This window comes from Paraburkholderia pallida, from assembly GCF_004524855.1.
In the GTDB taxonomy this organism is placed as follows: Bacteria; Pseudomonadota; Gammaproteobacteria; order Burkholderiales; family Burkholderiaceae; genus Paraburkholderia; species Paraburkholderia oxyphila.
Genome location: NZ_CP038150.1, coordinates 245,667 through 267,640, shown reverse-complemented (window position 1 = coordinate 267,640; position 21,974 = coordinate 245,667). Strand labels below are relative to the sequence as shown.

The 21,974-nt window shown below is 64.8% G+C and carries 16 protein-coding genes; 9 read left to right on the top strand and 7 right to left on the bottom strand.

The window, feature by feature from the left end:
- Nucleotides 1-36 precede the first annotated feature (36 nt).
- Nucleotides 37-639 (bottom strand): NAD(P)H:quinone oxidoreductase, encoded by a 603-nt coding sequence (wrbA, locus tag E1956_RS27865; protein ID WP_134755310.1) that lies wholly within the window; start codon nt 637-639, stop codon nt 37-39.
- Nucleotides 640-885: 246 nt separating this feature from the next.
- Nucleotides 886-1,788: a LysR family transcriptional regulator gene (locus E1956_RS27860; protein ID WP_134755308.1), complete on the bottom strand. Its 903-nt coding sequence runs from the start codon at nt 1,786-1,788 to the stop codon at nt 886-888.
- Nucleotides 1,789-2,154: 366 nt separating this feature from the next.
- Between E1956_RS27860 and E1956_RS27855 the strand changes: the two genes are divergently transcribed.
- From E1956_RS27855 to E1956_RS27830, 6 genes are all read left to right on the top strand, one after another.
- Entirely contained in the window at nt 2,155-3,075 is a 921-nt protein-coding gene (locus E1956_RS27855; protein WP_134755306.1) for a LysR family transcriptional regulator, read from the top strand.
- A gap of 465 nt (nt 3,076-3,540) precedes the next feature.
- The gene (pdxR, locus tag E1956_RS27850; RefSeq protein WP_134755304.1) at nt 3,541-5,073 is read left to right on the top strand and encodes a MocR-like pyridoxine biosynthesis transcription factor PdxR; all 1,533 of its coding nucleotides are present in this window, start codon (nt 3,541-3,543) and stop codon (nt 5,071-5,073) included.
- Between the two features lie 275 nt (nt 5,074-5,348).
- On the top strand, nt 5,349-5,753 hold the full coding sequence (locus E1956_RS27845) for a nuclear transport factor 2 family protein (RefSeq protein WP_134755302.1): 405 nt from the start codon (nt 5,349-5,351) through the stop codon (nt 5,751-5,753).
- A 151-nt stretch (nt 5,754-5,904) separates the two neighbouring features.
- On the top strand, nt 5,905-7,722 hold the full coding sequence (gene xsc / locus E1956_RS27840; protein WP_134755300.1) for a sulfoacetaldehyde acetyltransferase: 1,818 nt from the start codon (nt 5,905-5,907) through the stop codon (nt 7,720-7,722).
- Between the two features lie 153 nt (nt 7,723-7,875).
- The gene (gene pta, locus E1956_RS27835) at nt 7,876-8,916 is read left to right on the top strand and encodes a phosphate acetyltransferase (RefSeq protein WP_134755298.1); all 1,041 of its coding nucleotides are present in this window, start codon (nt 7,876-7,878) and stop codon (nt 8,914-8,916) included.
- On the top strand, nt 8,913-9,674 hold the full coding sequence (locus tag E1956_RS27830; RefSeq protein ID WP_134755296.1) for a sulfite exporter TauE/SafE family protein: 762 nt from the start codon (nt 8,913-8,915) through the stop codon (nt 9,672-9,674). Before pta ends, E1956_RS27830 begins: the two co-directional genes overlap by 4 nt.
- 17 nt (nt 9,675-9,691) lie before the next feature.
- On the opposite strand, the gene E1956_RS27825 is transcribed toward E1956_RS27830, so the two are convergent.
- From E1956_RS27825 to E1956_RS27805, 5 genes are all read right to left on the bottom strand, one after another.
- On the bottom strand, nt 9,692-10,540 hold the full coding sequence (locus tag E1956_RS27825) for a DUF5672 family protein (RefSeq protein WP_134755294.1): 849 nt from the start codon (nt 10,538-10,540) through the stop codon (nt 9,692-9,694).
- Between the two features lie 174 nt (nt 10,541-10,714).
- On the bottom strand, nt 10,715-12,460 hold the full coding sequence (locus E1956_RS27820) for a cobaltochelatase CobT-related protein (RefSeq protein WP_134755292.1): 1,746 nt from the start codon (nt 12,458-12,460) through the stop codon (nt 10,715-10,717).
- On the bottom strand, nt 12,457-13,431 hold the full coding sequence (locus E1956_RS27815; RefSeq protein ID WP_134755290.1) for an AAA family ATPase: 975 nt from the start codon (nt 13,429-13,431) through the stop codon (nt 12,457-12,459). Before E1956_RS27815 ends, E1956_RS27820 begins: the two co-directional genes overlap by 4 nt.
- A gap of 779 nt (nt 13,432-14,210) precedes the next feature.
- Nucleotides 14,211-15,686 carry an amino acid permease gene (locus E1956_RS27810; protein ID WP_232072037.1) on the bottom strand — a complete coding sequence of 492 codons (1,476 nt, stop codon included), beginning with the start codon at nt 15,684-15,686 and terminating at the stop codon, nt 14,211-14,213.
- 289 nt (nt 15,687-15,975) lie between these two features.
- Nucleotides 15,976-17,391 carry an NAD(P)/FAD-dependent oxidoreductase gene (locus E1956_RS27805; RefSeq protein WP_134755288.1) on the bottom strand — a complete coding sequence of 472 codons (1,416 nt, stop codon included), beginning with the start codon at nt 17,389-17,391 and terminating at the stop codon, nt 15,976-15,978.
- A 419-nt stretch (nt 17,392-17,810) separates the two neighbouring features.
- Between E1956_RS27805 and E1956_RS27800 the strand changes: the two genes are divergently transcribed.
- The 3 genes from E1956_RS27800 (at nt 17,811) to E1956_RS27790 (ending at nt 21,964) form a co-directional block, all read left to right on the top strand.
- Nucleotides 17,811-18,626, top strand: a complete 816-nt coding sequence (locus tag E1956_RS27800) for an IclR family transcriptional regulator (protein ID WP_134755286.1) — start codon at nt 17,811-17,813, stop codon at nt 18,624-18,626.
- 292 nt (nt 18,627-18,918) lie between these two features.
- On the top strand, nt 18,919-20,556 hold the full coding sequence (locus tag E1956_RS27795; protein ID WP_134755284.1) for a GMC family oxidoreductase: 1,638 nt from the start codon (nt 18,919-18,921) through the stop codon (nt 20,554-20,556).
- 88 nt (nt 20,557-20,644) lie between these two features.
- Nucleotides 20,645-21,964: an MFS transporter gene (locus E1956_RS27790; RefSeq protein ID WP_197732952.1), complete on the top strand. Its 1,320-nt coding sequence runs from the start codon at nt 20,645-20,647 to the stop codon at nt 21,962-21,964.
- The last annotated feature ends 10 nt before the right edge of the window (nt 21,965-21,974 follow it).

Genomic DNA, 21,974 nt, shown 5'->3' with positions numbered 1-21,974 from the left:
CAGGCCGCCGAACACACTCAGCGGCCTGCCTTGAATTTACGAAGCGAGCTTCGCGGCCAGCTCCGCAACGTGCTTGCCCTGATAGCGCGCGATATCGAGTTCGTTCTCGCTCGGCTGGCGGCTGCCATCGGCGCCGGCAAGCGTCGTTGCGCCGTACGGCGTGCCGCCGGTGATCTGATCCATCTTCGTCAAGCCCTGGCAAGCGTACGGCACACCGACGATCACCATGCCGTGATGCAGCAGCGTCGAGTGAAACGACGTGATCGTCGTTTCCTGACCGCCGTGCTGCGTGCCCGTTGAAGCGAACACGCTGCCGATCTTGCCAACGAGCGCACCCTTCATCCACAGGCCGCCGGTTTGATCGAGGAAGTTGCGCATCTGCGCGGCCATATTGCCGAAGCGGGTAGGCGTGCCGAAAATAATCGCGTCGTAGTCCGCCAGCTCGTCGACCGTCGCAACGGGTGCAGGCTGATCGAGCTTGATATGGGCCGCCTGGGCCTGCTCGGTGGGAATGGTTTCGGGCACGCGCTTGAGCGTCACGCTCGCACCCGGCACCGAGCCCGCACCTTCGGCAACGGCCTTCGCCATCGTTTCGATATGCCCATACGACGAGTAATACAGCACGAGAATTTTGGCCATCTGGTTTCTCCAGTTTTTACGGTAGCCCTGGTCGGGTTCGTCTGGCGCCGCGGATGCGGTGCGCCATTGTTCAACACTTCAACACACCTGCGATCAAGCCGACCGTTGCGTTCAATGGTCGGCTGAATGCACTCGGTAGGGATCAGTCTAGGTGATCGCTCCAAGGAATCAACCGAGCCGCGCCGTACTCTCCGTCACGCTCCGGTGGACAATCAAAGCCGGACAAGCCCATTGGGCAGCCATCGCCTAGGGCGCCGACGGCAAGCTTTCCGAAAGATAGTCGAGCAACGCCGCAACGCGCGCTGGACGGAAGACCCGGGGCGGCGTGACCAGGCTCAGATAGATCTGCGCGATCTTCCACTCCGGCAGGACTTCGACCAGCTCGCCGCGCGCCAGCGCATCCGCGACGACAAACTCTGGCTGCAACGCCATCCCCATGCCGGCCAGCAGCGCCGGGATCAACGACTCGGCATTGTTGGTGCGCATCCGGCTGTCGACCGTCACGCTGCACTCCTCACCCGAGGCATGCTGGAAACGCCATGACAGCGACGTCGAATGACTCGCATAGCAAAGGCAGGTATGGCTTTCGATTTCCCGGGGGTGGGTGATGCGCTCATGCCGAGCGAGGTACGTCGGGCTTGCGACCAGCATGCGGCGTATCGCGCACAAATTGCGAGAGCGCACGGACGAGTCTTCGGGTGCCGCAATCCGGATAGCCACATCGAAGCCGCCACCCACGACGTCGACTACGGCGTCATCGAAACACACATCGAGATTCACATCCGGATAGCGCGCGAGGAACCCCGGCATGAGGGGCGCCACATACTTGAGACCGAACGACATGGGCGCCGAGATACGCAGCAAGCCCATGGGCGCCCGCGAGTGCGCCGATGTCTCCGCCTCGATCAGCTCACCCTCTCTGACGATATGCTTGGCGCGCTCCATCACGAGCTGACCGGTTGGCGTGAGGGAAACCCGGCGCGAGGTTCGGTAGAGCAATGTCGTGCCGAGCCGCCTCTCGAGTCGGATGATCGCCTTGGACACCGTGGGCTGCGTCATGCCGAGTGTTTCGGCCGCCTTCGCGAAAGAGCCTGTTGTGGCCACGCGCGCGAAAATCGCCCAAGCCTCGAGATCGGGAAGATTTTGCATGCAATAGTTCTGACTGGGGGAGTTCCGAGGGTTCTACTGGCCGGAATTGACAGGTCGGCTCGCCACCTGCAGCGGATATTCAACGCCCCGCTGAATTGTCTCGAGGTCATGTTATCGGAGCGCAAGCCAACCACAAATAGAACAAATGGAATAGATGTAATTCCATATTTATGGATTCGTAGTAACATCCACGGCCATAAATGCAGAAAAAAATCGGCATTTAAATGGAGATCCGAAATTCAATAAAGCGCGGCGCGTTTCGACGGAGCGCCCCAACCGGCGCCGTAGCCGCGCCAGTCTCGCGATACCATGTCGACTCCCTTTGTGTAATTTTGAACGAGTGGCCTGGCAGCCATTCTGCTTTCCATGCAAACACTCCCTGACCTCGAGGCGTGGGCCATCTTCGCGCGCGTGCTCGAAACCGGTTCGTTCGCCAAGGCCGCCGAGTCGATGGGCATCTCGCAGCCCACGGTGTCCAAGGCCATTGCGCGGCTCGAGCACAAGCTCGGCACAACGCTCCTCTACCGCAGCACGCGCCAGCTTTCGCTCACGCCCACCGGCGAGCTCGCCAAGGCGCGGGCCGTGCGCATCCTGACCGAAGGCGAGGCCGTGGAAGCCGAGGCATCCGCACAGGCCGTCCAGCCGCGCGGCATGGTGCGCGTGACCGCACCGATGTCGTTTGGCATCCGCTACCTCGCGCCGCTGATCCCCGCCTTTCTCGAGCACTACCCCGATGTGGAAATTGACCTCTCGCTTACCGACCAGATTGTCGATGTGGTGGCCGGCGGCTTCGACGTGGCCATTCGCATCGCGGAGCTCGGCGATTCATCGCTGCGCTCGCGCCGGCTTTGCGTCGTGAACCGCCCCCTGGTGGCCACGCCGGCGTATCTCGAACGTCATGGGCACCCCACGCACCCGCGCGAGCTGACGCAGCATGCCTGCCTCATCTACACGAATCTGGCCACGCCCGAGCTGTGGCACTTCCGCCATACCTCCGGTGAGGAGTGTGCCGTTGCCGTGAAGGGCCGCATTCGGAGCAACAATGCCGATGTGATCGGCCCCGCGCTTCTCGCGGCGCAAGGCCTCGCCTTGCAGCCGGAATTCATTGTCTGGGACGCGCTTCAGGAGGGCGTGCTCGTCGATGTGCTGCCCGACTGGCGCATCAGTCAAATCAACCTGAATCTCGTGACACCGCCCAATATCCTGCGTCCGGCACGCGTGACCGCGCTGCTCAACTATTTGTCCGAGTCTCTCGCGGCCGCACCGTGGGCGGTCGCTGCCACCTGAGTTCGGCACGCCCCGCGAAACGACTTTGAAGACGGCACTTGCGGTCGTCTGAGATCCGCCTTTCCAACTACTTCGCAATCCTGATAGATGAAGAAGCTGTTACGGACCTTTGCCGGATCCATGCTCAACCTGTAAATTCTCCTGATCGCCATGCCTGGTTGACCGATTTAGAACACCGTGCTCTGGCAGGCTGCGAGCGGGCGCCAACGGCGCGCCCGCTCGATCCACACATGCGCCGATGGACCGGTTTGGCAAGCCCGGATATTTTCCTGATCGACGAAAGCCGGTCAAATTGGGTATTGTCTTACCAACCCGGCCGATGTCCGCGCCCGCCCCGAACCATTCGAAATTCCTTCACCGGGCCCGCATCGTACCCCAGCAAGCGCATCCGCGCGGTCCCCGGCCCTCATGCGCCAGGCCCGCGGGCCGCCTCTCGTCCACCCCATACACAACCCAGGAGACAGCATGCCGACCCGTACCCCGTCCGCCCTATGGGCCCAGCAGTTCAGGCGGACACCGGAGTCGAAGGCAACGCTGCAGCACCAGATTCGCCAGATGCTGGTCGCGGCAATCCTCGATGGCCAGCTCCCCCCCGACTCGGCGCTGCCGTCGAGCCGCGAGCTGGCCGACCAGCTCGGCGTCGCCCGCAACACCGTCGTGCTCGCCTACCAGATGCTCGTGGAAGAAGGCTATTTGCTCTCGCGCGAGCGCAGCGGCCACTTCGTCAACCCGGAGATGCTGCAGGGCCTGCACGGCCTCACGGCCCGCCAGCCCGAGCCCGGCACCGACCTCGCGCAGGGCGGCGAGACGCCCGCGCGGCCCGCCTGGCAAAGCCGCATCGTGCGGCCGCCCTCGGCCCAGCGCAACATCGTCAAGCCCGCCAATTGGCAGAACTACGCGTATCCGTTCATCTACGGGCAGTTCGATCAATCGCTCTTTCCGACCAACGACTGGCGCGAGTGCTGCATGAAAGCGCTCTCGATCATGGAGATCCGCAACTGGGCGCCCGACCTGATCGAGCGCGACGACGAATCGCTGATCCAGCAGATTCGCACGCGCGTGCTGCCGCGGCGCGGCGTGTTCGCGATGCCCGAGGAAATCATCATCACGAACGGCTGCCAGCAGGCGCTGTATCTCGTGGCCGACCTGCTCTGCGGCAAGCGCACGACGGTGGGCTTCGAGAACCCGGGCTACCCCGACGCGCGCAACATCTTCGTGAACCGCAACGCGCATCTGCTGGAGCTGCCCGTGGACGCCGAGGGCATCGACCCGCAGCGTCTCGCCGATTCGCTCGCGCGCTGCGATTACGTCTACGTCACGCCGAGCCACCAGTGCCCGACCACGGCCACCATGCCCATCGAGCGCCGCCGTGCGCTGCTCGAACTCGCGCAGCGCCACGACTTCGTCATCATCGAGGACGACTACGAGAGCGAGAACACCTTCTCCGGCACGCCGCACCCGGCCTTGAAGAGCCTCGATACGGCAGACCGCGTGATCTACGTCGGCAGCCTCTCGAAGACCTTCGCGCCGGGCCTGCGGCTCGGCTACGTGGTGGGGCCGCAGGAGCTGATCCGCGAGCTGCGCGCGCTGCGCCGCCTGATGGTGCGCCACCCCGTCGCCTATATCCAGCGCGCGTTCGCGACGTTCCTCGCGCTCGGCCACCACGACGCGCTGTTGCGCCGCCTCGCGCATGCCTACAAGGAGCGCGCGCAGGCGCTGATGGCGGCGCTCGACGCCCATCTGCCCGAAGTGCGCTACGTGCCGGTCACGGGCGGCGCGTCGTGCTGGGTCGAAGGCCCGCCGTGGCTCGACGCCGCGCGTCTCGCCGACGACGCGCGTGAAGCCGGCATCCTGATCGAACCCGGCGGCGTGTTCTTCGCCGATGAAGCCGAGCGCAGCCCCTGGTTCCGCATGGGCTTCTCGGCGATCAAGCTCGAGAAGATCGAGCCCGGCGTGCGCGCACTCGCGCAAGTCGTGCGCCAGCAGCAGCCCGCGTAGCAACGCTACCGCCGATCCTGCCGGCGGCTCCGCTGGCAACCTTGCTCGCCGCCCTCCCGGCGGCGCTGCGGAGCGCTCCGCTCGCACTCCCGCCCTTCAGTCTTCCCCTCCCCGCCGAGCCGCGCGCAGCCTGCCTGCGCGCTGGCCCAGGCGAATCCTCCGCACTGGTGCTACCCGCCTCAACGGGCGATCTCTAACGTGTCGCTATACCGTGCCGAGCGCGTCGATTGCCCGACGCACGGCACCGGCTTTCCACCCGATCCGAGGAGACATGCATGGCAGACACGCTCACCGCTCAAGCCGCCGTTACCGCCGACACGCTCGCCGCCTTTTCCGACGCATTCAACCGCCACGACGCCACGGCGCTGATGGGGTTCATGACCGAGGACTGCGTGTTCGACGCGGCCGGCGGGCCCGAGATCTACGGCACCCGTTTCGTCGGCCGCGAGGCGGTGCGCGCCGCCTTCGAAGCGGTGTTTCGCACCTTCCCCGACGCGCACTGGGGCCACGGCCGCCACTACGTCGCGGGCGAGCGCGGCGTATCGGAATGGGTGTTCACGGGCACGCACGCCGAAGGCTGGCGCATCGAAGCCGAAGGCTGCGATCTGTTCGAGTTCCGCGACGGCCTGATCGCCGTGAAGCGCGCGTTCCGCAAGGAGCGCCCGAAGCAGCCCGCGTGACCCGGCTAACTGCGGCCCAACCTGTTTTTGAAACGAATCGTTCCATTCCATTTCAGATTCACCCATCAAGGACGGAATTGCTTGATCCGCAAAACGCGGCGAATAGCATTCGAAACACGCAATTCCGTCACACGACAACCGGAGACAGCTGATGAGCGACAAGACCCCTACCCAGACGGCAACGGCCAACGGCCCGCAGGACATGACCCCCTCCGAAGCCTTCGTCGAGACCCTTGCGGCCAACGGCGTGACCGACATGTTCGGCATCATGGGCTCGGCGTTCATGGACGCGATGGACATCTTCGCGCCCGCCGGCATCCGCCTCGTTCCCGTGGTCCACGAGCAGGGCGCCGCGCACATGGCGGACGGCTACTCGCGCGTCTCCGGCCGTCACGGCGTCGTGATCGGCCAGAACGGTCCCGGCATCAGCAACTGCGTGACGGCCATCGCGGCGGCTTACTGGGCGCATAGCCCGGTCGTGATGATCACGCCGGAAGCGGGCACGATGGGTATCGGCCTCGGCGGCTTCCAGGAAGCCAACCAGCTGCCGATGTTCCAGGAATTCACCAAGTACCAGGGCCACGTCACGCACCCCGCGCGCATGGCCGAGTACACCGCGCGCTGCTTCGACCGTGCGATGTCCGAAATGGGCCCGACGCAGCTGAACATTCCGCGCGACTACTTCTATGGCCAGATCAAGGCCGAGATTCCGCAGCCGCGCCGTCTCGATCGCGGCGCAGGCGGCGACGAGAGCCTGAACGAAGCGGCGGAATTGATTGCGAATGCGAAGTTCCCGGTCATCATCTCGGGCGGCGGCGTGGTGATGGGCGACGCGATCGAGGAGTGCAAGGCCCTTGCCGAACGCCTCGGTGCGCCGGTCGTGAATAGCTATCTGCACAACGATTCGTTCCCGGCGAACCATCCGCTGTGGTGCGGTCCGCTCGGCTACCAGGGCTCCAAGGCCGCGATGAAGCTGATCTCGCGCGCCGACGTCGTGATCGCGCTCGGCTCGCGTCTCGGACCGTTCGGCACGCTGCCGCAACACGGCATGGACTACTGGCCGAAGAACGCGAAGATCATCCAGATCGACGCCGACCACAAGATGCTCGGGCTCGTGAAGAAGATCTCGGTGGGCATCTGCGGCGACGCGAAGGCCGCGGCAATCGCACTGACCGAGCGCCTCGCGAACCGCACGCTCGCATGCGACGCCACGCGTGCCGAGCGCGCCGATCAGGTCGCCACTGAAAAGGCCATGTGGGAGAAGGAGCTCGACGGCTGGACGCACGAGCGCGACGCCTACAGCCTCGACATGATCGAAGAGCAGAAGCACGAGCGCCCGCCCACCGGCGGCGAGTATCTGCATCCGCGCCAGGTGCTGCGCGAGCTCGAAAAGGCCATGCCCGAAGACGTGATGGTGTCCACCGACATCGGCAACATCAACTCGGTCGCGAACAGCTACCTGCGCTTCAACAAGCCGCGCAGCTTCTTCGCGGCGATGAGCTGGGGCAATTGCGGCTATGCGTTCCCGACCATCATCGGCGCGAAGGTGGCGGCGCCGCACCGTCCGGCCGTCTCGTACGCGGGCGACGGCGCGTGGGGCATGAGCCTGATGGAGACGCTCACCTGCGTGCGCCACAACATCTCCGTGACGGCCGTGGTGTTCCATAACCGCCAGTGGGGCGCGGAGAAGAAGAACCAGGTGGACTTCTACAACCGCCGCTTCGTGGCGGGCGAACTCGACAGCCCGAGCTTCGCCGGCATCGCGAAGGCGATGGGCGCCGAAGGCATCGTGGTCGACAAGCTGGAAGACGTGGGCCCGGCGCTCAAGCGCGCGATCGACATGCAGATGAACCAGGGCAAGACGACCATCGTCGAGATCATGTGCACGCGCGAACTCGGCGACCCGTTCCGCCGCGACGCGCTCTCGAAGCCCGTGCGCCTGCTCGACAAGTACAAGGATTACGTCTGAGTCGCCGGTAGTGGCCGGCGCGCGTGCGAAGCTGCACGCACCTCGCCGGCCACGCGTCACCGGCCGCAGGCGGCTCACCCGCCTGCGGCCGCTTGCGTTTCTCTGGTTCGTTTTTGCCTGCATGATTCCAGTGCTCACTGAGCCCATGACACCATGAAAGCCCTGAACCGCATTGTCGAAGGCGCGCGTATGTCGCCCATGCGCATCGTGCTGTGCGAAGCCGAGGACGCGCGCGTGCTCGCCGCCGCGGCGCGCGCGAAAGAGCAAGGCATCGCGCGCATCCTGCTCGTGGGAGAGCCCTCCGCCGTGCACGCGAGCGCCGCGCGCGAGTCGATCGATATCGGCGAGATGACGCTGATCGACCCGCAAGCGAGCGCCTGGCGTACGCGCTTCGCCGACGAGCTCGTCGCGCTGCGCGGCGCCAAGGGCATGACGCCCGCGCTCGCATGGGAAGAAGCCGCCAAGCCGCTCACCTTCGCCAACCTGATGGTGCGCCTCGGCCACGCGGACGGCTCGGTCGCGGGCGCGCTCCACACGACCGCTGACGTCGTGCGCACGGCCATCCAGTTGATTGGGGTGGAGCCCTCGTTCAAGCTCGTCTCGAGCTTCTTCCTGATGATGCTGTGCGAGCCGTTTCACCGTTACAAAGGAGGCCTGATCTTCTCGGACTGCGCGCTCGTGGTGGACCCCGACGCCGGGCAGCTCGCCGAAATCGCCATGGCCGCCGCGGACAGCGCGCAAAGCCTGCTGATGGAAGACCCGCGTGTGGCGATGCTGTCGTTCTCGACGAGCGGCAGCGCCCACCATGCTTCGGTCGACAAGGTGATCGAAGCCACCCGGCGCGTGCACGCGCAGCGCCCTGCCCTGTGCGTCGATGGCGACGTGCAGCTCGACGCGGCCATCGTCGCGGAAATTGCCGAGCGCAAGATCGAGCATTCGCAGTGCGGCGGCCACGCCAACGTGCTGGTATTTCCGAACCTCGACGCGGGCAACATCGGCTACAAGCTCGCCGAGCGCCTCGGCGGCGCCAAGGCCATCGGCCCGCTGCTGCAGGGCCTGAACCAGCCCGCCAACGACCTCTCGCGCGGCTGTAGCGCGGAAGACATCTTTTACGTGATCGCCGTGACGGCGGTCCAGGCGCAGACGGCCCGCCAGCGCGCCGCCACTCACTCGAAGGAACCCCACGCAGCATGATGCACGAGAAGGTCCTGGTGCTGATCGCCCTGATCGGCGCCGCCAGTTATTTTCAGACGATCACGGGTTTTGGACTCGGCATGATCGTCATGGGCGCGACAAGTGGCTTCGATCTCGCGCCCGTCGCGAGCATCGCGACCCTGTTGAGCCTCGTCACGCTGACGAACAGCGCGACCGCGCTGCACGGCAAGCTCCACCATATCGATTGGCGCGCGGTCGGCGCCGCGACGCTCGGCGCGCTGCCTTCGGTGGTCGTGGGCGTGCTGCTGCTCAATTACCTGAGCGCTTCGGCATCGGGCGTGCTGCAATTGCTGCTGGGCGGCGTCGTGCTGTACGGCGGGCTGAGCGCCGCGCTGCGGCCCACGCCGCTCGCAGAGCGCTCGGGCGATCGCAGCTTTTTCGTGAGCGGCTTGTGTGGTGGCCTGCTGAGCGGGATGTTCGGCGTGTCCGGGCCGCCGCTCATCTTCCAGTTCTACCGGCAGCCGCTCAAGCTGGTCGAGATTCGCTGCGCGCTCATTCTCATCTTCGCGCTCACGGCGTTCACGCGGGTGCTGTTCAGCATGTATGAAGGGAAGCTGGGCTCGTCGATTTGCGTTCAGGCCATGCTCGCCGCGCCGGTCGTCATGCTCATGACGCTTGCCGCGCGTCGCTACCCGCCACCGCTTTCTTCGATCGCGACGCGACGGCTCGCGTTTGGGGTGCTGATGGCGATTGGGGCTTCGCTGGTGCTGTGCGCGGTCAGGGGGTTGACTCGCTGAAAAACTGATGTACCTGTTCAGGCGGCGTCACAAATCCGCATGTAATGGGAGGCTAAATCATTGTGCATGCCGATCTGGACAAAGGCGTTCAAGACCTCCTGCGCCCCCCAGTATTGCCGGTAACGTTGGTATATTGCCTTCACGCACGCGAATTTTCTCAAATCGCAGTAGATCTTTAGCAAAGCCACCCCTCTTGGGGAAGAGAGCGTCTGAATGTCGACATCTCGAATGATTTCCAGCATCGTCTTGTCTTCGATGTGCCGCCACATGTTGATGAGACCGTGAAAACCAAACGACGGACGCGCGGGGACCGCATATTCGTAAGAGAATCGATCGGCCAATTCGGCCGGCGCAAAGCGGATCCCGTAATCGTTTTCGAGCACCGATCGCCAGGTATTGCAAATCAGGACATCTTCGAGCCTCTCGGTGCCGGTGGCAAACCGCTCGTCTGCGAGTGCCTTGAGCAGCTTCGAAGAACGTAACGAGAAGCCGCCGTTGCCCACCTCAATGCCTTCCTTCGCATTGAGCCAGCGCGCTCCGATATAGTCGTATTGATAGAACGCTTCGGTCCACTGCGACCCGTCCACTACGTAGCCGTCCCACTGTACGACGAGCACCCATGGCGTGGAAATGTAGCGCCCAAGCTGTTTGATCATGAACGTGGAGTACGCGACGATCGACTGGAGGCGGTCGATCTTGACGATTCGTGCGCGCGTGGACACGGCTTCGTGTGTAAGGAGCAGCGCGTCGCCAAACCGGCACTGTGACATCGAGATATCGAGCGCGCGCGCCGCAAACGCGGGATTGATGGTATCGACCGCACAGATCGTCACGTCGGATAAATCGGGAAATGGATTGTTGCTCATCTGAAAAATACTCGGTGGCCGCTGAATCAGATGGCTAGCTTAATCGATGCCCAATATGAGAGAAGTCTCGATCCGACAGGGATAGTTGCAAAATCCAATATGTTTTAAATGAAATTGGGATCCGTCAAATTTGCTCTCCGACATTCCTGCTGACCGGGTACGCTTTGCATCGGATCAGCGCCGCCGCTCCCCAATCCACCTCGCCAACCCCGCGAGCCGCGTCATATCGAGCGGCTCGTCCAGGTCGACCGCAACGCAGTGCCGGTAATACGGGCTGAGATCGAGCCCCACGCCCAGCCCGATCACGTCGACGTCGCGCATGGCCTCGTGTTGCGCCACCACCTGCTTCAGATGATTGTCGAGATAGAACGCGTCGTTCGCCTGGGCGGTGGCCGCGTCCATCGGGCTGCCGTCCGAGATCACCACGAGGATGCGCCGCGCCTCGGTGCGCGCCGCGAGCCGCGCGCACGCCCACTCGACGGCTTCGCCATCCACGCCCTCGCGAAACAGGTCGGCCTTGAGCAACGCGCCAATGGCCCCGCGCGCACGTCGCCAGCTGTCGTCGGCGGACTTGAACACCATGTGGCAGGTCTCGTTCAGCCGCCCCGGATGCGGCGGCCGTCCGCGCGCGAGCCATTCGTTGCGCGCGCGCCCGCCGTTCCAGGCGAGCGTGGTGAAGCCGAGCACCTCGCTCGCAAGCCCCGCTTGCTCGCAGGCGCGCGCGAGCAGATCGACCATCATCGCCACCGGCTCGATATGCGCCTTCATGGAGCCCGAGCAATCGATCAGGAAGCCCACCACGCAATCGCCGCGCGGCTGCAGCCGCTCGCGCGTGAACACGCGGCGCTCGGCGGGCGAGCTCACGACCTGCGCGAGACGCCGGCCGTCGATGCAGCCCTCCTCCTCGCCGAACAGCCAGCCGTCGCGCTGCGGCACCGCGAGCGCTGCCTGCAGCACGCGCGCGAGCCGCGCGACGTTGATGCCGCGCGCCGCGATGCGCTCATCGAGGCGCTCGCGGTACTCGCGCAGCAGCGCCTCGCGCACGAGCGTCGCCGGACGGATCTCGCGGTCGTATTGCGTCGTGTAGGCGCGATAGCCTTCCCCCGCCGCGCCCAGCACGCGGCTCTCGCCGGTTGGCGCGAGCGCGGGCAGGTCGGCGTCCGCCTCGTCGAAGTCCACCCAGAGCGAGAACGACGTCAGCGCGTCGTCGGGCTCGCGCGCGTCTTCATCGTCGTCCTGGGCGCGGGCCGCGGCGCGCGCGTCGTCGAGCATCGCCGCAACGCTGCGCGCCAGCACGAGCGCGTGCAGCGCGTAGGCGCGCTGGTCCGAGCGATGGCGGCGCAGGCCGGCGAGCTGCGTGCCGATCGCGGGCACGATGCCGGCGCGCGTGGCCTCGATCAGGTCTTCGGTCTCCTCGAGCACCGGCCAGCCGGTCACCCGAGACCAGACGATCTGCGCGACCGTGTAGAGCAGGATGCCGAGATGGCCTTCGCTGAGGCCCGCGCGGCAATACGCGCGCGACCATGCATCGAAGCGATGCCGCAGATTCTGCGCGAGGCCCGGCATGCCCGGTGGCAGTTGCGCCTCGCAACGCACCTGCTCGAAAAGCTCGAACAAGAGACGCTCGATCGGTGGCTCTGGGCATAGCAGCCGGTGCAGCGCCGCATCGGAATGCAGGAGGCGTTGCGCGGCCCCATCGGCGGCACCGCGCAGCGAAGCGAAATCGTCCTCGTAGGCGTTACTGCGCAGATGCGGCGCGTAAAGCGGTAGCGGGCGCAACTGCCGGCACAGCCGGCCTCCGCGATAATGCAGCGCGGCGTCGCCCGTGAGCGCGCGCACTGCGGCCGCGCACAGCGCCTCGCGACGCAACGCGGCGCGCACGGCTTCGCGCGAGGGCAGCGTGGGTTGTGTGGGTGTCATGCAGCACCCGGCGGCGCTGCGTCGAGGTCGACACCGAAGCAGCGCTGGTAATACTCGGCGACGATGGGCCGCTCGGCCTCGTCGCATTTGTTCAGGAATGTGAGCCGGAACGCCAGCGCGGGATCGCGGAAGATCTCGCAGTTCTCGGCCCAGTTGATGACGGTGCGCGGCGACATCAGCGTCGACAGATCGCCGCTCGCGAATCCCTTGCGAGTGAGCGCGGCCATGCCGACCATCGAATCGACGAGTGCGCGGCCAGCGTCGTTGGCCATCTCCGGCACACGTGCGAGCACGATGCCGGCCTCTTCCTCGCGCGGCAGGTAATTGAGGGTCGCGACCACGTTCCAGCGGTCCATCTGCGCGTGGTTGAGCATTTGCGTGCCGTGATAGAGGCCGTTGAGATTGCCGAGCCCTATGGTGTTGGTGGTTGCGAAGAGGCGGAAGTATGGGTGCGGGCGGATCACGCGGTTCTGGTCGAGCAGCGTGAAGCTGCCGTCGCGTTCGAGAATGCGCTGGATCACGAACATCACGTCGGGGCGGCCCGCGTCGTATTCGTCGAAGATTAGCGCGACTGGGCGTTGGAGCGCCCACGGCACGATGCCTTCCTGGAACTCGGTCACCTGGCGGCCGTCGCGCACGACGATGGCGTCCTTGCCGACGAGGTCGAGCCGGCTGATATGGCCGTCGAGATTCACGCGCACGCAGGGCCAGTTCAGGCGTGCTGCCACCTGCTCGATATGGGTGGATTTTCCCGTGCCGTGAAGGCCCTGCACCATTACGCGGCGATTGCGGGTGAAGCCGGCCAGGATGGCCAGCGTGACTTCGGGGTTGAAGCGGTATGCTTCGTCGAGGTCGGGGACGTGGGCTTCGCGGGCGCTGAAGGCTGGGACCTTCAAGGGCGAGTCGATGCCGAAGTGGTCTCGGACCGAGATCATTTGGTTGGGCTTTTCTATCGCGAGCGATGTTGTCATCGCGGACTCGTCTGGGACGTCATGGCTGCGCACAAGCTGTTCCATCGTTAGATCTTCCATTTTCCTCGTACCCGTCGGGTGGCGCTAAGGGTCGATAGTTGGCCTTAACTTGTTTTCGCGGCGGGCCGCAGGCGTTGCCCCTGTGCGGGGCGGCACCTACTTTTCTTTGCAGCCGCAAAGAAAAGTAGGCAAAAGAAAGCGGCTCACACCGCCAGTGTGACGCCGTCCCCCACTGCGCTTCCAATCGGAGCGGCTCCGGAGCATCCGTCACCTCACACATTCCGCCCCAGTGACAAAGGGCTCATTCTTCCCGCCACGCGCTACGCGCGGGCGGAAGGGTCTGCAAGGAAAACCGCGCGGGCTGCCTGGCGAATACGCGGGAGTACAGCCACCTAATATACTGGAGTCCTACTGATATGCGAGAGCGCCTCCATTTGAATACGTGGAGTTCTGCGAATACGTGTACATCCCAATGGTTTTGGTTATACCCCACGGCGCGCGCAGCGCCGCCGGATGGATGAGCCCTTAGTCACTCCGGGTGACGGCGAGTGGTGACAGACGCCCCGGAGCCGCTCCGATAATAAGCGCAGTGGTGAACGGCGTCACACTAGCGGTGTGAGCGGCTTTCTTTTGCCTACTTTTCTTTGCCGCGGCAAAGAAAAGTAGGTGCCGCCCCGCACAGGGGCAACGCTTGCGGCCCGCCGCGAATACAAGTTAAGGCCACCTTTATAACGCTGCCGTGTAACCCGCCTGGCACCACCGAGCATCGCCAGATACCCTCACTCCCCATGAAAGCTACCGGCACCGGTATCAGCCGCATACTGATCCATCGAATTAGCCGGCCAGGTAAGGAAGCTCTGCTCTTCCTCGCGCCCCCGGCCACGCCGATGGAACCAGGCATAAGCCACAAGCAGCACCGCAAGGCTAACAACCCCAAGCCAAAGCGGCTTCCGCTGCTCCGGAATAAACGCCATAGCCACAAGAATACTAACCATACCGCCAATCGAGAGCCAGGTGAGATACGGAAAGCACCACATCTTCACACGCAACTCGCCAACGGCCGTCGCATCAAGACGCTTCCTCAACCGCAACTGCGAAAGCGCAATCAGCAAATAAACGAAGATAGCAACCGTGCCATACGAATTAACGAGAAACGCGAACACGGTATCCGGCGAAACATACGACATGACAACCGACACATACCCAAACACGGTGCCAAGCAGAATCGCACGAACCGGCACGCCGCGCCGGCTCACCTTCGCGAGCGCCTTGGGCGCGTCGCCATGGCGAGTAAGTGCAAACAGCATGCGCGAGGCGGCATAGAGCCCCGAATTCAGCGCCGAAAGCACCGCAGTCAACACAATCGCGTTCATGATGTTGGCAGCGGCAGGCAGGCCCATCACTTCAAGCGCGCTCACATAAGGCGTCGACATCTGCGGCGAATTCCACGGCACGAGCGCAACCACGAGCAACACCGAGCCCACATAGAACACGAGCACACGGGTAATCACCGAGTTGGTCGCCTTGGCGACAGCCTTCGCGGGTTCATGCGCCTCGGCCGCTGCAATCGTGACAATCTCCGCGCCGAAGTAAAAGCCCGTTGCCGCTACCGCGCCACTGAGCACCGGCCCTATCCCCTTCGGCATGAGCCCGCCATGGCTGAGCAGCGTCGGCAGCACGGCCGTCGTGTGCAGCGAAGCAGGCCACAGCCCGAGCACATACAGGCCACCGAGAAACAGGAACACAATGATGGCCGCCACCTTAATCGACGAGAACCAGAACTCGAATTCGCCGTAGCTGCCGACCGAGATCAAGTTCGTCGCGCTCAGTAGCACCAGCAGCACGAGACTGATCAGCCAGGCGGGCACGTCGGGGATCCAGAACTGCACGAGCTTGGCGCCCGCCACCGCCTCCACGGCCACCACGATCACCCAGAAATACCAGTACATCCACCCGGTGAGAAAGCCCGCGAGCTTGCCAGGTCCACGCCAGCTCGCAAACGCGAGCCGCGCATATTCGTAGAACGAACCGACTGCCGGCATGGCGCAGGCCATTTCGCCGAGCATGCGCATCACCAGCACCACGAGACCGCCGGTGATGAGAAACGACAGCACCGCGGCCGGCCCTGTCTGCTGGATTACGACGCCACTGCCAACGAAGAGACCCGCTCCAATCACGCCGCCTAGCGCGATCATCGTCATGTGGCGCTGCTTGAGCCCGCATTTCAACTGACTATTGTCCATCGAGGGTTGCATGTCACCTCCAGATTCCAAATCCTGGTTGTTCGGGTGCGGGCGCGTTCGCGGGACTCCGCGAGGGCGCGCCTGCACGCGCGCCATCCGTGACGGGGAAGCCTGCGCACCAGCGCATGCCCGTTGCCCGGATGGTTGTTATTCGCTGTTGTTTGATTCGTTGTTCGAACGTGTTGCAGCGCGTGTGCGTGCCGCCAGCCATGACCGCTCAAGCCATGGCCAGGCGGCTCAGACCATTGGTCCAGACCAGATGGTCCAGACCAGATGGCAGACCACATGGTCCAATCCGCCCTCAGGGCTTCTCGTCGCGCCTGAAGTACTGCAGATAGAGCATGCGCTGACCGATGCGCCTGAACGGCGCGAACGGGTGGCCGGGCAGCGGCGAGGTGAAGATCGGCAGCGTCTGTTGCGCGCCCTTGCCGGCGATGCGCTCCGCGAGACGCCGCCCGGCCTGCTGTGAATACGATACGCCATTGCCGCCGTAACCGAGCGCGTAATACACGGATTGGCGCGGATCGGGCTGGCACACGCGCGGCATCATGTCGTGGCTCACGTCCACCCAGCCCCACCATGAGTAGTCGATCTGCACGCCGCGCAGCGCCGGGAACTTGCGCGCCATGCCTTCCTTGAGCAGCTCGAGGTGGCGCGGATTCGGCGCGTCCTGGCCCGTGATCGCGCTGCGGCTGCCGATCTGCAGGCGCCGGTCGGGCAGGAAGCGATAGTAAAAGCGCAGCGTGCGCGTGTCCGTGAGCACCTGGGTCGTGCGGAAGTTGCACGCGGCGATCTCCGCGTCGGTCAGCACACGCGTCACCATCGAGTTCGAGAGGATCGGCATGACCTTGCTGCGCAGCGAAGGATGCAGCGTCTGCGCAGTGTACGCGCCGGTCGCGATGCCGACTGCGCGCGCCCGCACAATCCCGCCCGGCGTGCGCAGGTGATGCACGCCGTTGATGGTTTCCCAGCCCATCACGGGGCTGCTCGTGTGCACCTTCGCACCGGCCGCGCGCGCGAGGCGCAGGTAGCCGAACGCAAGCTTCAGTGCATGGATGCCGATGCCCTCGGGCTCGTGCAGCGCGCCGCACGCTTCGTGGTCGTCGATGAATTCGCGGCGGAAGGTCCGTGCGTCGATCAGCTCGGACGAATAGCCGAACACGTCCTTCCAGACCTTCGCCTCGGCGGCGAGCTTGGCCATGATGCGCGGCCGGTGCGCGATCAGGAAGTGGCCGCCCGGCTGCGGATCGCAATCGATCTCGGCAACGAGCTCCTTGAAGTGATTGAAGCCCTGCTGGATTTCGTCGTGCATCTTGAGCGCGACGTCCTTGCCCCAGCGCTCGATCCACTGCGAGCGCGACAGGCGGCCCGAGGCGTTCTGCCCCTGCCCGCCGTTGCGACTGCTGCAGCCCCAGCTCGTGCGGTTCGCCTCGAGCACGACCGCCTTGATGCCGTGCTCGCGTGCAAGGCACAGCGCCGTGGCAAGGCCCGTATAGCCGCCGCCGATGATCGCGACATCGACGTCGATGTCCTTCGTGACAGGGCCGTCGTCGGCGGGCGGGGTGCCCGCCGTGCCAACCCAGTAAGTCGGCGCGTAGTCCTTGCCGATCCCGGGGCCGGGGGACACGAGCGGGTCGTAGGTGGGGTCGTACCTGGTGGAGCCGGTGTTGCCGCCGACAAAGCCCGTGGCGGTCGGCTCAATGGTGCTGTATCCCATGATCATTGCTCCCCGTCGCTGGCGGTGATCGCCGCCGCTTCAAGCGCGGTTGCTGCCGACTGCTTTTTCGTCATGCCTGTCTCCCATCCGATGCTTGTCTCTGATCCGATGCAAACCTGCTTTCTTCTTCGATTCGGTCCCGCACGCCTCACTTGGCTTGTGCGTTACGTTGAAAAAATTCTAGGCAGACCAAATCTGCTCAGGTAGGACCAGTGGCCTGGTATCGCCTGGTACAGCACGACGCTTCAATGCACTTCTGCATTGGGGCTATCAGGGTAATCCGGTATTTCACCCGCCGAACTTTCTGCCAATTCCAGAATGGGCTAGAAAACTCGAACAATTTGTTCCATTATTCCGCACGCCGCGCATTCAAAAAAACGGCAGAAAAAACAGGCTTAAGGAAAACCCGGAGGAGACCTATGCGAGACACCGCCCCAGCGCCGCGCGACGAAGCGTCGACGGACGATGCACGCGTGCTGCGCGCGCTCGTCGTGCTGGAGCAACTGGCCGCGGCGGGCCAGCCGTACACGCTGTCCCAGTTGTCCACGCGGCTGCATATTCCCAAGGCGACGCTGCTCAGGCTCATCGACTCGCTGGAGACGCGCGGCTACGTGGTCCACATGCCCGATTCGCGCGGTAACGACCGCAGCATCGCGCTCGGCCCGCGCGCGGCGCAACTCGCGCTGGCCACGCTCGCCAACAACACGTTCACACGCTCGTGCCGCGTGCTGCTGCGCGCACTCGTGGAAGCGCTCGGCGAAACCTGCAACCTCACGGCGCTCGATGGCGACCGCGTGCTCTATATCGAGCGCGTCGAGACGACGGAGCCGCTGCGCATGGAAATGCGCCCGGGCATGCATGTGCCGCTGCACTGCACCGCGAGCGGCAAGCTCTTTCTCTCGCAGATGACGGCGCTCGAGCGCAACACGCTGCTCGAGCGCCTCGTGCTCACGAAGATGACGCATCGCACCCTCACCGACCCGCAGGCGCTCGCAGCCGAGCTCGACCGGCTCGCGGTGCGCGGCATCGGCATCGACAACGAGGAGTTCGTGCGCGGCATGGTGGCCATCGCGGTGCCGGTGCAGGAGCCCGGCAGCAAGCGTGTGCTCGCTGCGCTCGCCGTGCATGCGCCCACTGCGCGCACGACGCTCAACGAGCTGCTGGAAGCCGTTGGCCGCATGCGGGAAACGGCGAGCCGACTCGCGCCGTTGCTCCAGGGGTTGTCGCTGGCATGAACGCGCGCTGAGCCAGCGCTACGTTGCTTTGATTCGCGCACCGGTGTGCCCATGCGGCGCTGCCCCGGCGCCGATTCAGTGCTTGTTCAGCGCACATTCGGCAGTGCAACACGCCCGCCACGCCACCGACTTCTGATTCCGTTTCCGCACTTTCCGTTTCACTTTCAGCGTACCCGCACCATTCGCGCTTGCGGCCGGTCTCCCTATCCACGACATTGATCCAAAAAACGCGGCACGAGGCGGAACGACCCAATACGCCGCGCCGCGCCTGGATTTCGAGGAGACGGGATTCATGGAATACGAAGTCGACTACCTGATCGTCGGCGCCGGATCGGCGGGCTGCGTGCTCGCCAACCGCCTGAGCAGCGATCCTCGCAACACGGTGCTGCTGCTCGAGGCGGGCGGTGAAGACTCCAACCCGTGGATCCACGTCCCGGTTGGCTACTTCAAGACCATGCACGACCCCACGCTCGACTGGTGCTATCGCACCGAGCCGGACGAAGGCGTGGCCGGCCGCCAGATCGACTGGCCGCGCGGCAAGGTGCTCGGCGGATCGAGCTCGCTCAACGGCCTGCTCTACGTGCGCGGACAACGCGAGGATTACGACCGCTGGGCCGCGCTCGGCAACCGCGGCTGGCGTTACGCCGACGTGCTCCCCTACTTCAGGAAGTCCGAGGACCAGGAGCGCGGCGCGAACGAATGGCACGGCACCGGCGGCCCGCTCAAGGTCTCCGACCTGCGGCTGCGCCGCCCCATTGCCGATCACTTCATCGCCGCCGCGCAGGACATCGGCATTCCGCTCAACCAGGACTACAACGGCGCGACCCAGGAAGGCGTCGGCTATTTTCAGCAAACGGCGTACAAGGGCTTTCGCTGGAGCACCGCGAAGGGCTTTCTCAAGCCCGCGCGGCATCGCAGCAACCTGATCGTGGCGACGCGCGCGCAAGCGTGCCGGGTTTTATTCGAAGGACGGCGCGCGGTGGGCGTGGAATACCTGCAGGACGGCGAGCGCAAGCGGGCACGCGCGCGCGTCGAAGTCATTCTCGCTTCCGGCGCGATCGGCTCGCCGCAGATTCTTCAGCATTCCGGCGTGGGCCCCGCGCAAGTCCTGCGCAATGCCGGCGTACCCGTGCTGCACGAACTGGCTGGCGTCGGGCAGAACCTGCAGGACCATCTCCAGGTGCGGCTCGTGTTCCGCACCCGCGAGCGCACCCTCAACGACGAAGTCAATCACCCGCTGCGCAAGGCGTGGATCGGGCTGCAATACGCACTCTGGCGCACCGGGCCGCTCACGCTCGCTGCAAGCCAGGTGGCGATCTTCACGCGCTCGCGCCCCGACGTCGAGCGCCCCGACATTCAGTTCCACATGCAGCCGCTCAGCGCCGACAAGCCCGGCAAGGGCGCGCATCCGTTCTCGGCCTTCACGGCGTCGGTGTGCCAGTTGAGGCCGTACAGCCGCGGCAGTGTCGAGATCCGTTCGGCCGATCCGCTAGCGTATCCGGCCATCCACGCGAACTATTTGTCCGACGAGCGCGACCATCCCGTCGTGATCGGCGGCATCAGGGTGGCGCGCCGCATTGCCGATGCGCCTTCGCTGGCGCCGCACATCGTCTCCGAGTTCGTGCCGGGTGCGCAGTACCAGACCGACGCCGAGCTGCTGGAGGCGGCGCGCCGCTACAGCCAGTCCATCTACCACCCGGCGGGCACCTGCAAGATGGGCCACGACGCGCTGGCCGTCGTCGACGACCGATTGCGCGTGCACGGCCTCGGCGGCCTGCGCGTGGTGGACGCGTCGATCATGCCGGAGCTCGTCTCCGGCAATACCAACGCCCCCGTCATCATGATCGCCGAGAAAGCCGCCGACATGATTCTCGAGGACCACCCGGCGCTCGCCACGCAGCGAAAGGAGCACGCCGAAGCGCACGTCTGATGCGCGCAATCACGCGGAGCACGCTGGACGCAATACGCTGGACGCAACAGAAATAAAGGATACCTGATCAAATAATCTGGAGACAGCCATGAACGCATTGCCTCGGGCCGACGCCCGGCAGATGAGACGCGTGGTCGTCGCGAGCCTGATCGGCGCGACCATCGAGTGGTATGACTTCTTCCTCTACGGCGTGGTCGCCGGCATCGTTTTCAACAAGCTCTATTTCCCGAGCGGCGATCCGCTCATATCGACGATGCTCGCCTATGGCACCTTCGCCGTCGGCTTCCTGAGCCGCCCGCTCGGCGGGATGATCTTCGGCCACTTCGGCGACCGGCTAGGCCGCAAGAGCATGCTGGTGATGACGCTTTCCATCATGGGCGTGGCCACCGTACTGATCGGCACGGTGCCCACCTATGCGCAGATCGGCCTCTGGGCGCCCTCGCTGCTGCTCGTCCTGCGCGTCGCACAGGGCCTGGGTCTCGGCGGCGAATGGGGCGGCGCCGTGCTCATGGCGTTCGAATACGCGCCTGAGGGCAAGCGCGGCTTCTATGCGAGCATTCCGCAGATTGGCCTTGCGATCGGGCTGTGCCTCGCCTCGGGCGTCGTCGCCGTGCTCTCTTCCACGCTCAGCAATGCGCAGTTCCTCGCGTGGGGCTGGCGCGTTGCGTTCTTCCTCTCCTTCGCGCTCGTGGCCATCGGCATGTATATCCGACTGCGCGTGATGGAAACGCCCGAGTTCGAACGCGTGAAGCAGTCGGGCGCGGAAATCCGCGTGCCGATTGCCGAGGTGCTCACCCGCTACCCCGGCAACGTGCTCGCGGGCATGGGCGCGCGCTTCATCGACGGCGTGTTCTTCAACGTCTTCGCCGTGTTCACGATCGCCTACCTCACGCAGACGCTCAAGCTCTCGCGCACCGACGCCCTGCTCGCCGTCATGGCCGCCGCGTTCGTGATGATCTTCACGATTCCGTTGTTCGGCCGGCTCTCGGATCGTGTCGGCCGCACGCGCATCTATTTCTGGGGCTCGCTGCTCACGGGCTTTTCCTCGTTCTTCGGCTTCTGGCTCATGAAGCACAGCGGCGGTGAGCCCTTGCTTGTGTGGATCGCGGTGATCATTCCGCTCGGCGTCGTGTATGCGTCGGTGTACGGACCCGAGGCGGCGCTCTTCGCGGAGCTTTTCGACGCCAATGTGCGGTATTCCGGCATCTCGTTCGTGTATCAGTTCTCCGGGATCTTCGCGAGCGGCATCAGCCCGATCATGGCGACATGGCTGCTGCAGCGCAATGGCGGCGATCCGTGGCTGATCTGTGTCTATACACTGTGCGCGGGTCTGGTGAGTGCGCTTTCGGCCGCCTGGGTGGGGCGCAGGCAGGTCGCGCGGCGCGTGGCAATGGGTGGGGCGCGGTAGACCCGTCTAT

What these genes read in the sequence shown, in the direction of transcription:
- wrbA (WP_134755310.1), bottom strand. Translation starts at nt 639, where the DNA reads ATGGCCAAAATTCTCGTGCTGTATTACTCGTCGTATGGGCATATCGAA.
- E1956_RS27860 (WP_134755308.1), bottom strand. Translation starts at nt 1,788, where the DNA reads ATGCAAAATCTTCCCGATCTCGAGGCTTGGGCGATTTTCGCGCGCGTG.
- E1956_RS27855 (WP_134755306.1), top strand. Translation starts at nt 2,155, where the DNA reads ATGCAAACACTCCCTGACCTCGAGGCGTGGGCCATCTTCGCGCGCGTG.
- pdxR (WP_134755304.1), top strand. Translation starts at nt 3,541, where the DNA reads ATGCCGACCCGTACCCCGTCCGCCCTATGGGCCCAGCAGTTCAGGCGG.
- E1956_RS27845 (WP_134755302.1), top strand. Translation starts at nt 5,349, where the DNA reads ATGGCAGACACGCTCACCGCTCAAGCCGCCGTTACCGCCGACACGCTC.
- xsc (WP_134755300.1), top strand. Translation starts at nt 5,905, where the DNA reads ATGAGCGACAAGACCCCTACCCAGACGGCAACGGCCAACGGCCCGCAG.
- pta (WP_134755298.1), top strand. Translation starts at nt 7,876, where the DNA reads ATGAAAGCCCTGAACCGCATTGTCGAAGGCGCGCGTATGTCGCCCATG.
- E1956_RS27830 (WP_134755296.1), top strand. Translation starts at nt 8,913, where the DNA reads ATGATGCACGAGAAGGTCCTGGTGCTGATCGCCCTGATCGGCGCCGCC.
- E1956_RS27825 (WP_134755294.1), bottom strand. Translation starts at nt 10,540, where the DNA reads ATGAGCAACAATCCATTTCCCGATTTATCCGACGTGACGATCTGTGCG.
- E1956_RS27820 (WP_134755292.1), bottom strand. Translation starts at nt 12,460, where the DNA reads ATGACACCCACACAACCCACGCTGCCCTCGCGCGAAGCCGTGCGCGCC.
- E1956_RS27815 (WP_134755290.1), bottom strand. Translation starts at nt 13,431, where the DNA reads ATGACAACATCGCTCGCGATAGAAAAGCCCAACCAAATGATCTCGGTC.
- E1956_RS27810 (WP_232072037.1), bottom strand. Translation starts at nt 15,686, where the DNA reads ATGCAACCCTCGATGGACAATAGTCAGTTGAAATGCGGGCTCAAGCAG.
- E1956_RS27805 (WP_134755288.1), bottom strand. Translation starts at nt 17,391, where the DNA reads ATGGGATACAGCACCATTGAGCCGACCGCCACGGGCTTTGTCGGCGGC.
- E1956_RS27800 (WP_134755286.1), top strand. Translation starts at nt 17,811, where the DNA reads ATGCGAGACACCGCCCCAGCGCCGCGCGACGAAGCGTCGACGGACGAT.
- E1956_RS27795 (WP_134755284.1), top strand. Translation starts at nt 18,919, where the DNA reads ATGGAATACGAAGTCGACTACCTGATCGTCGGCGCCGGATCGGCGGGC.
- E1956_RS27790 (WP_197732952.1), top strand. Translation starts at nt 20,645, where the DNA reads ATGAACGCATTGCCTCGGGCCGACGCCCGGCAGATGAGACGCGTGGTC.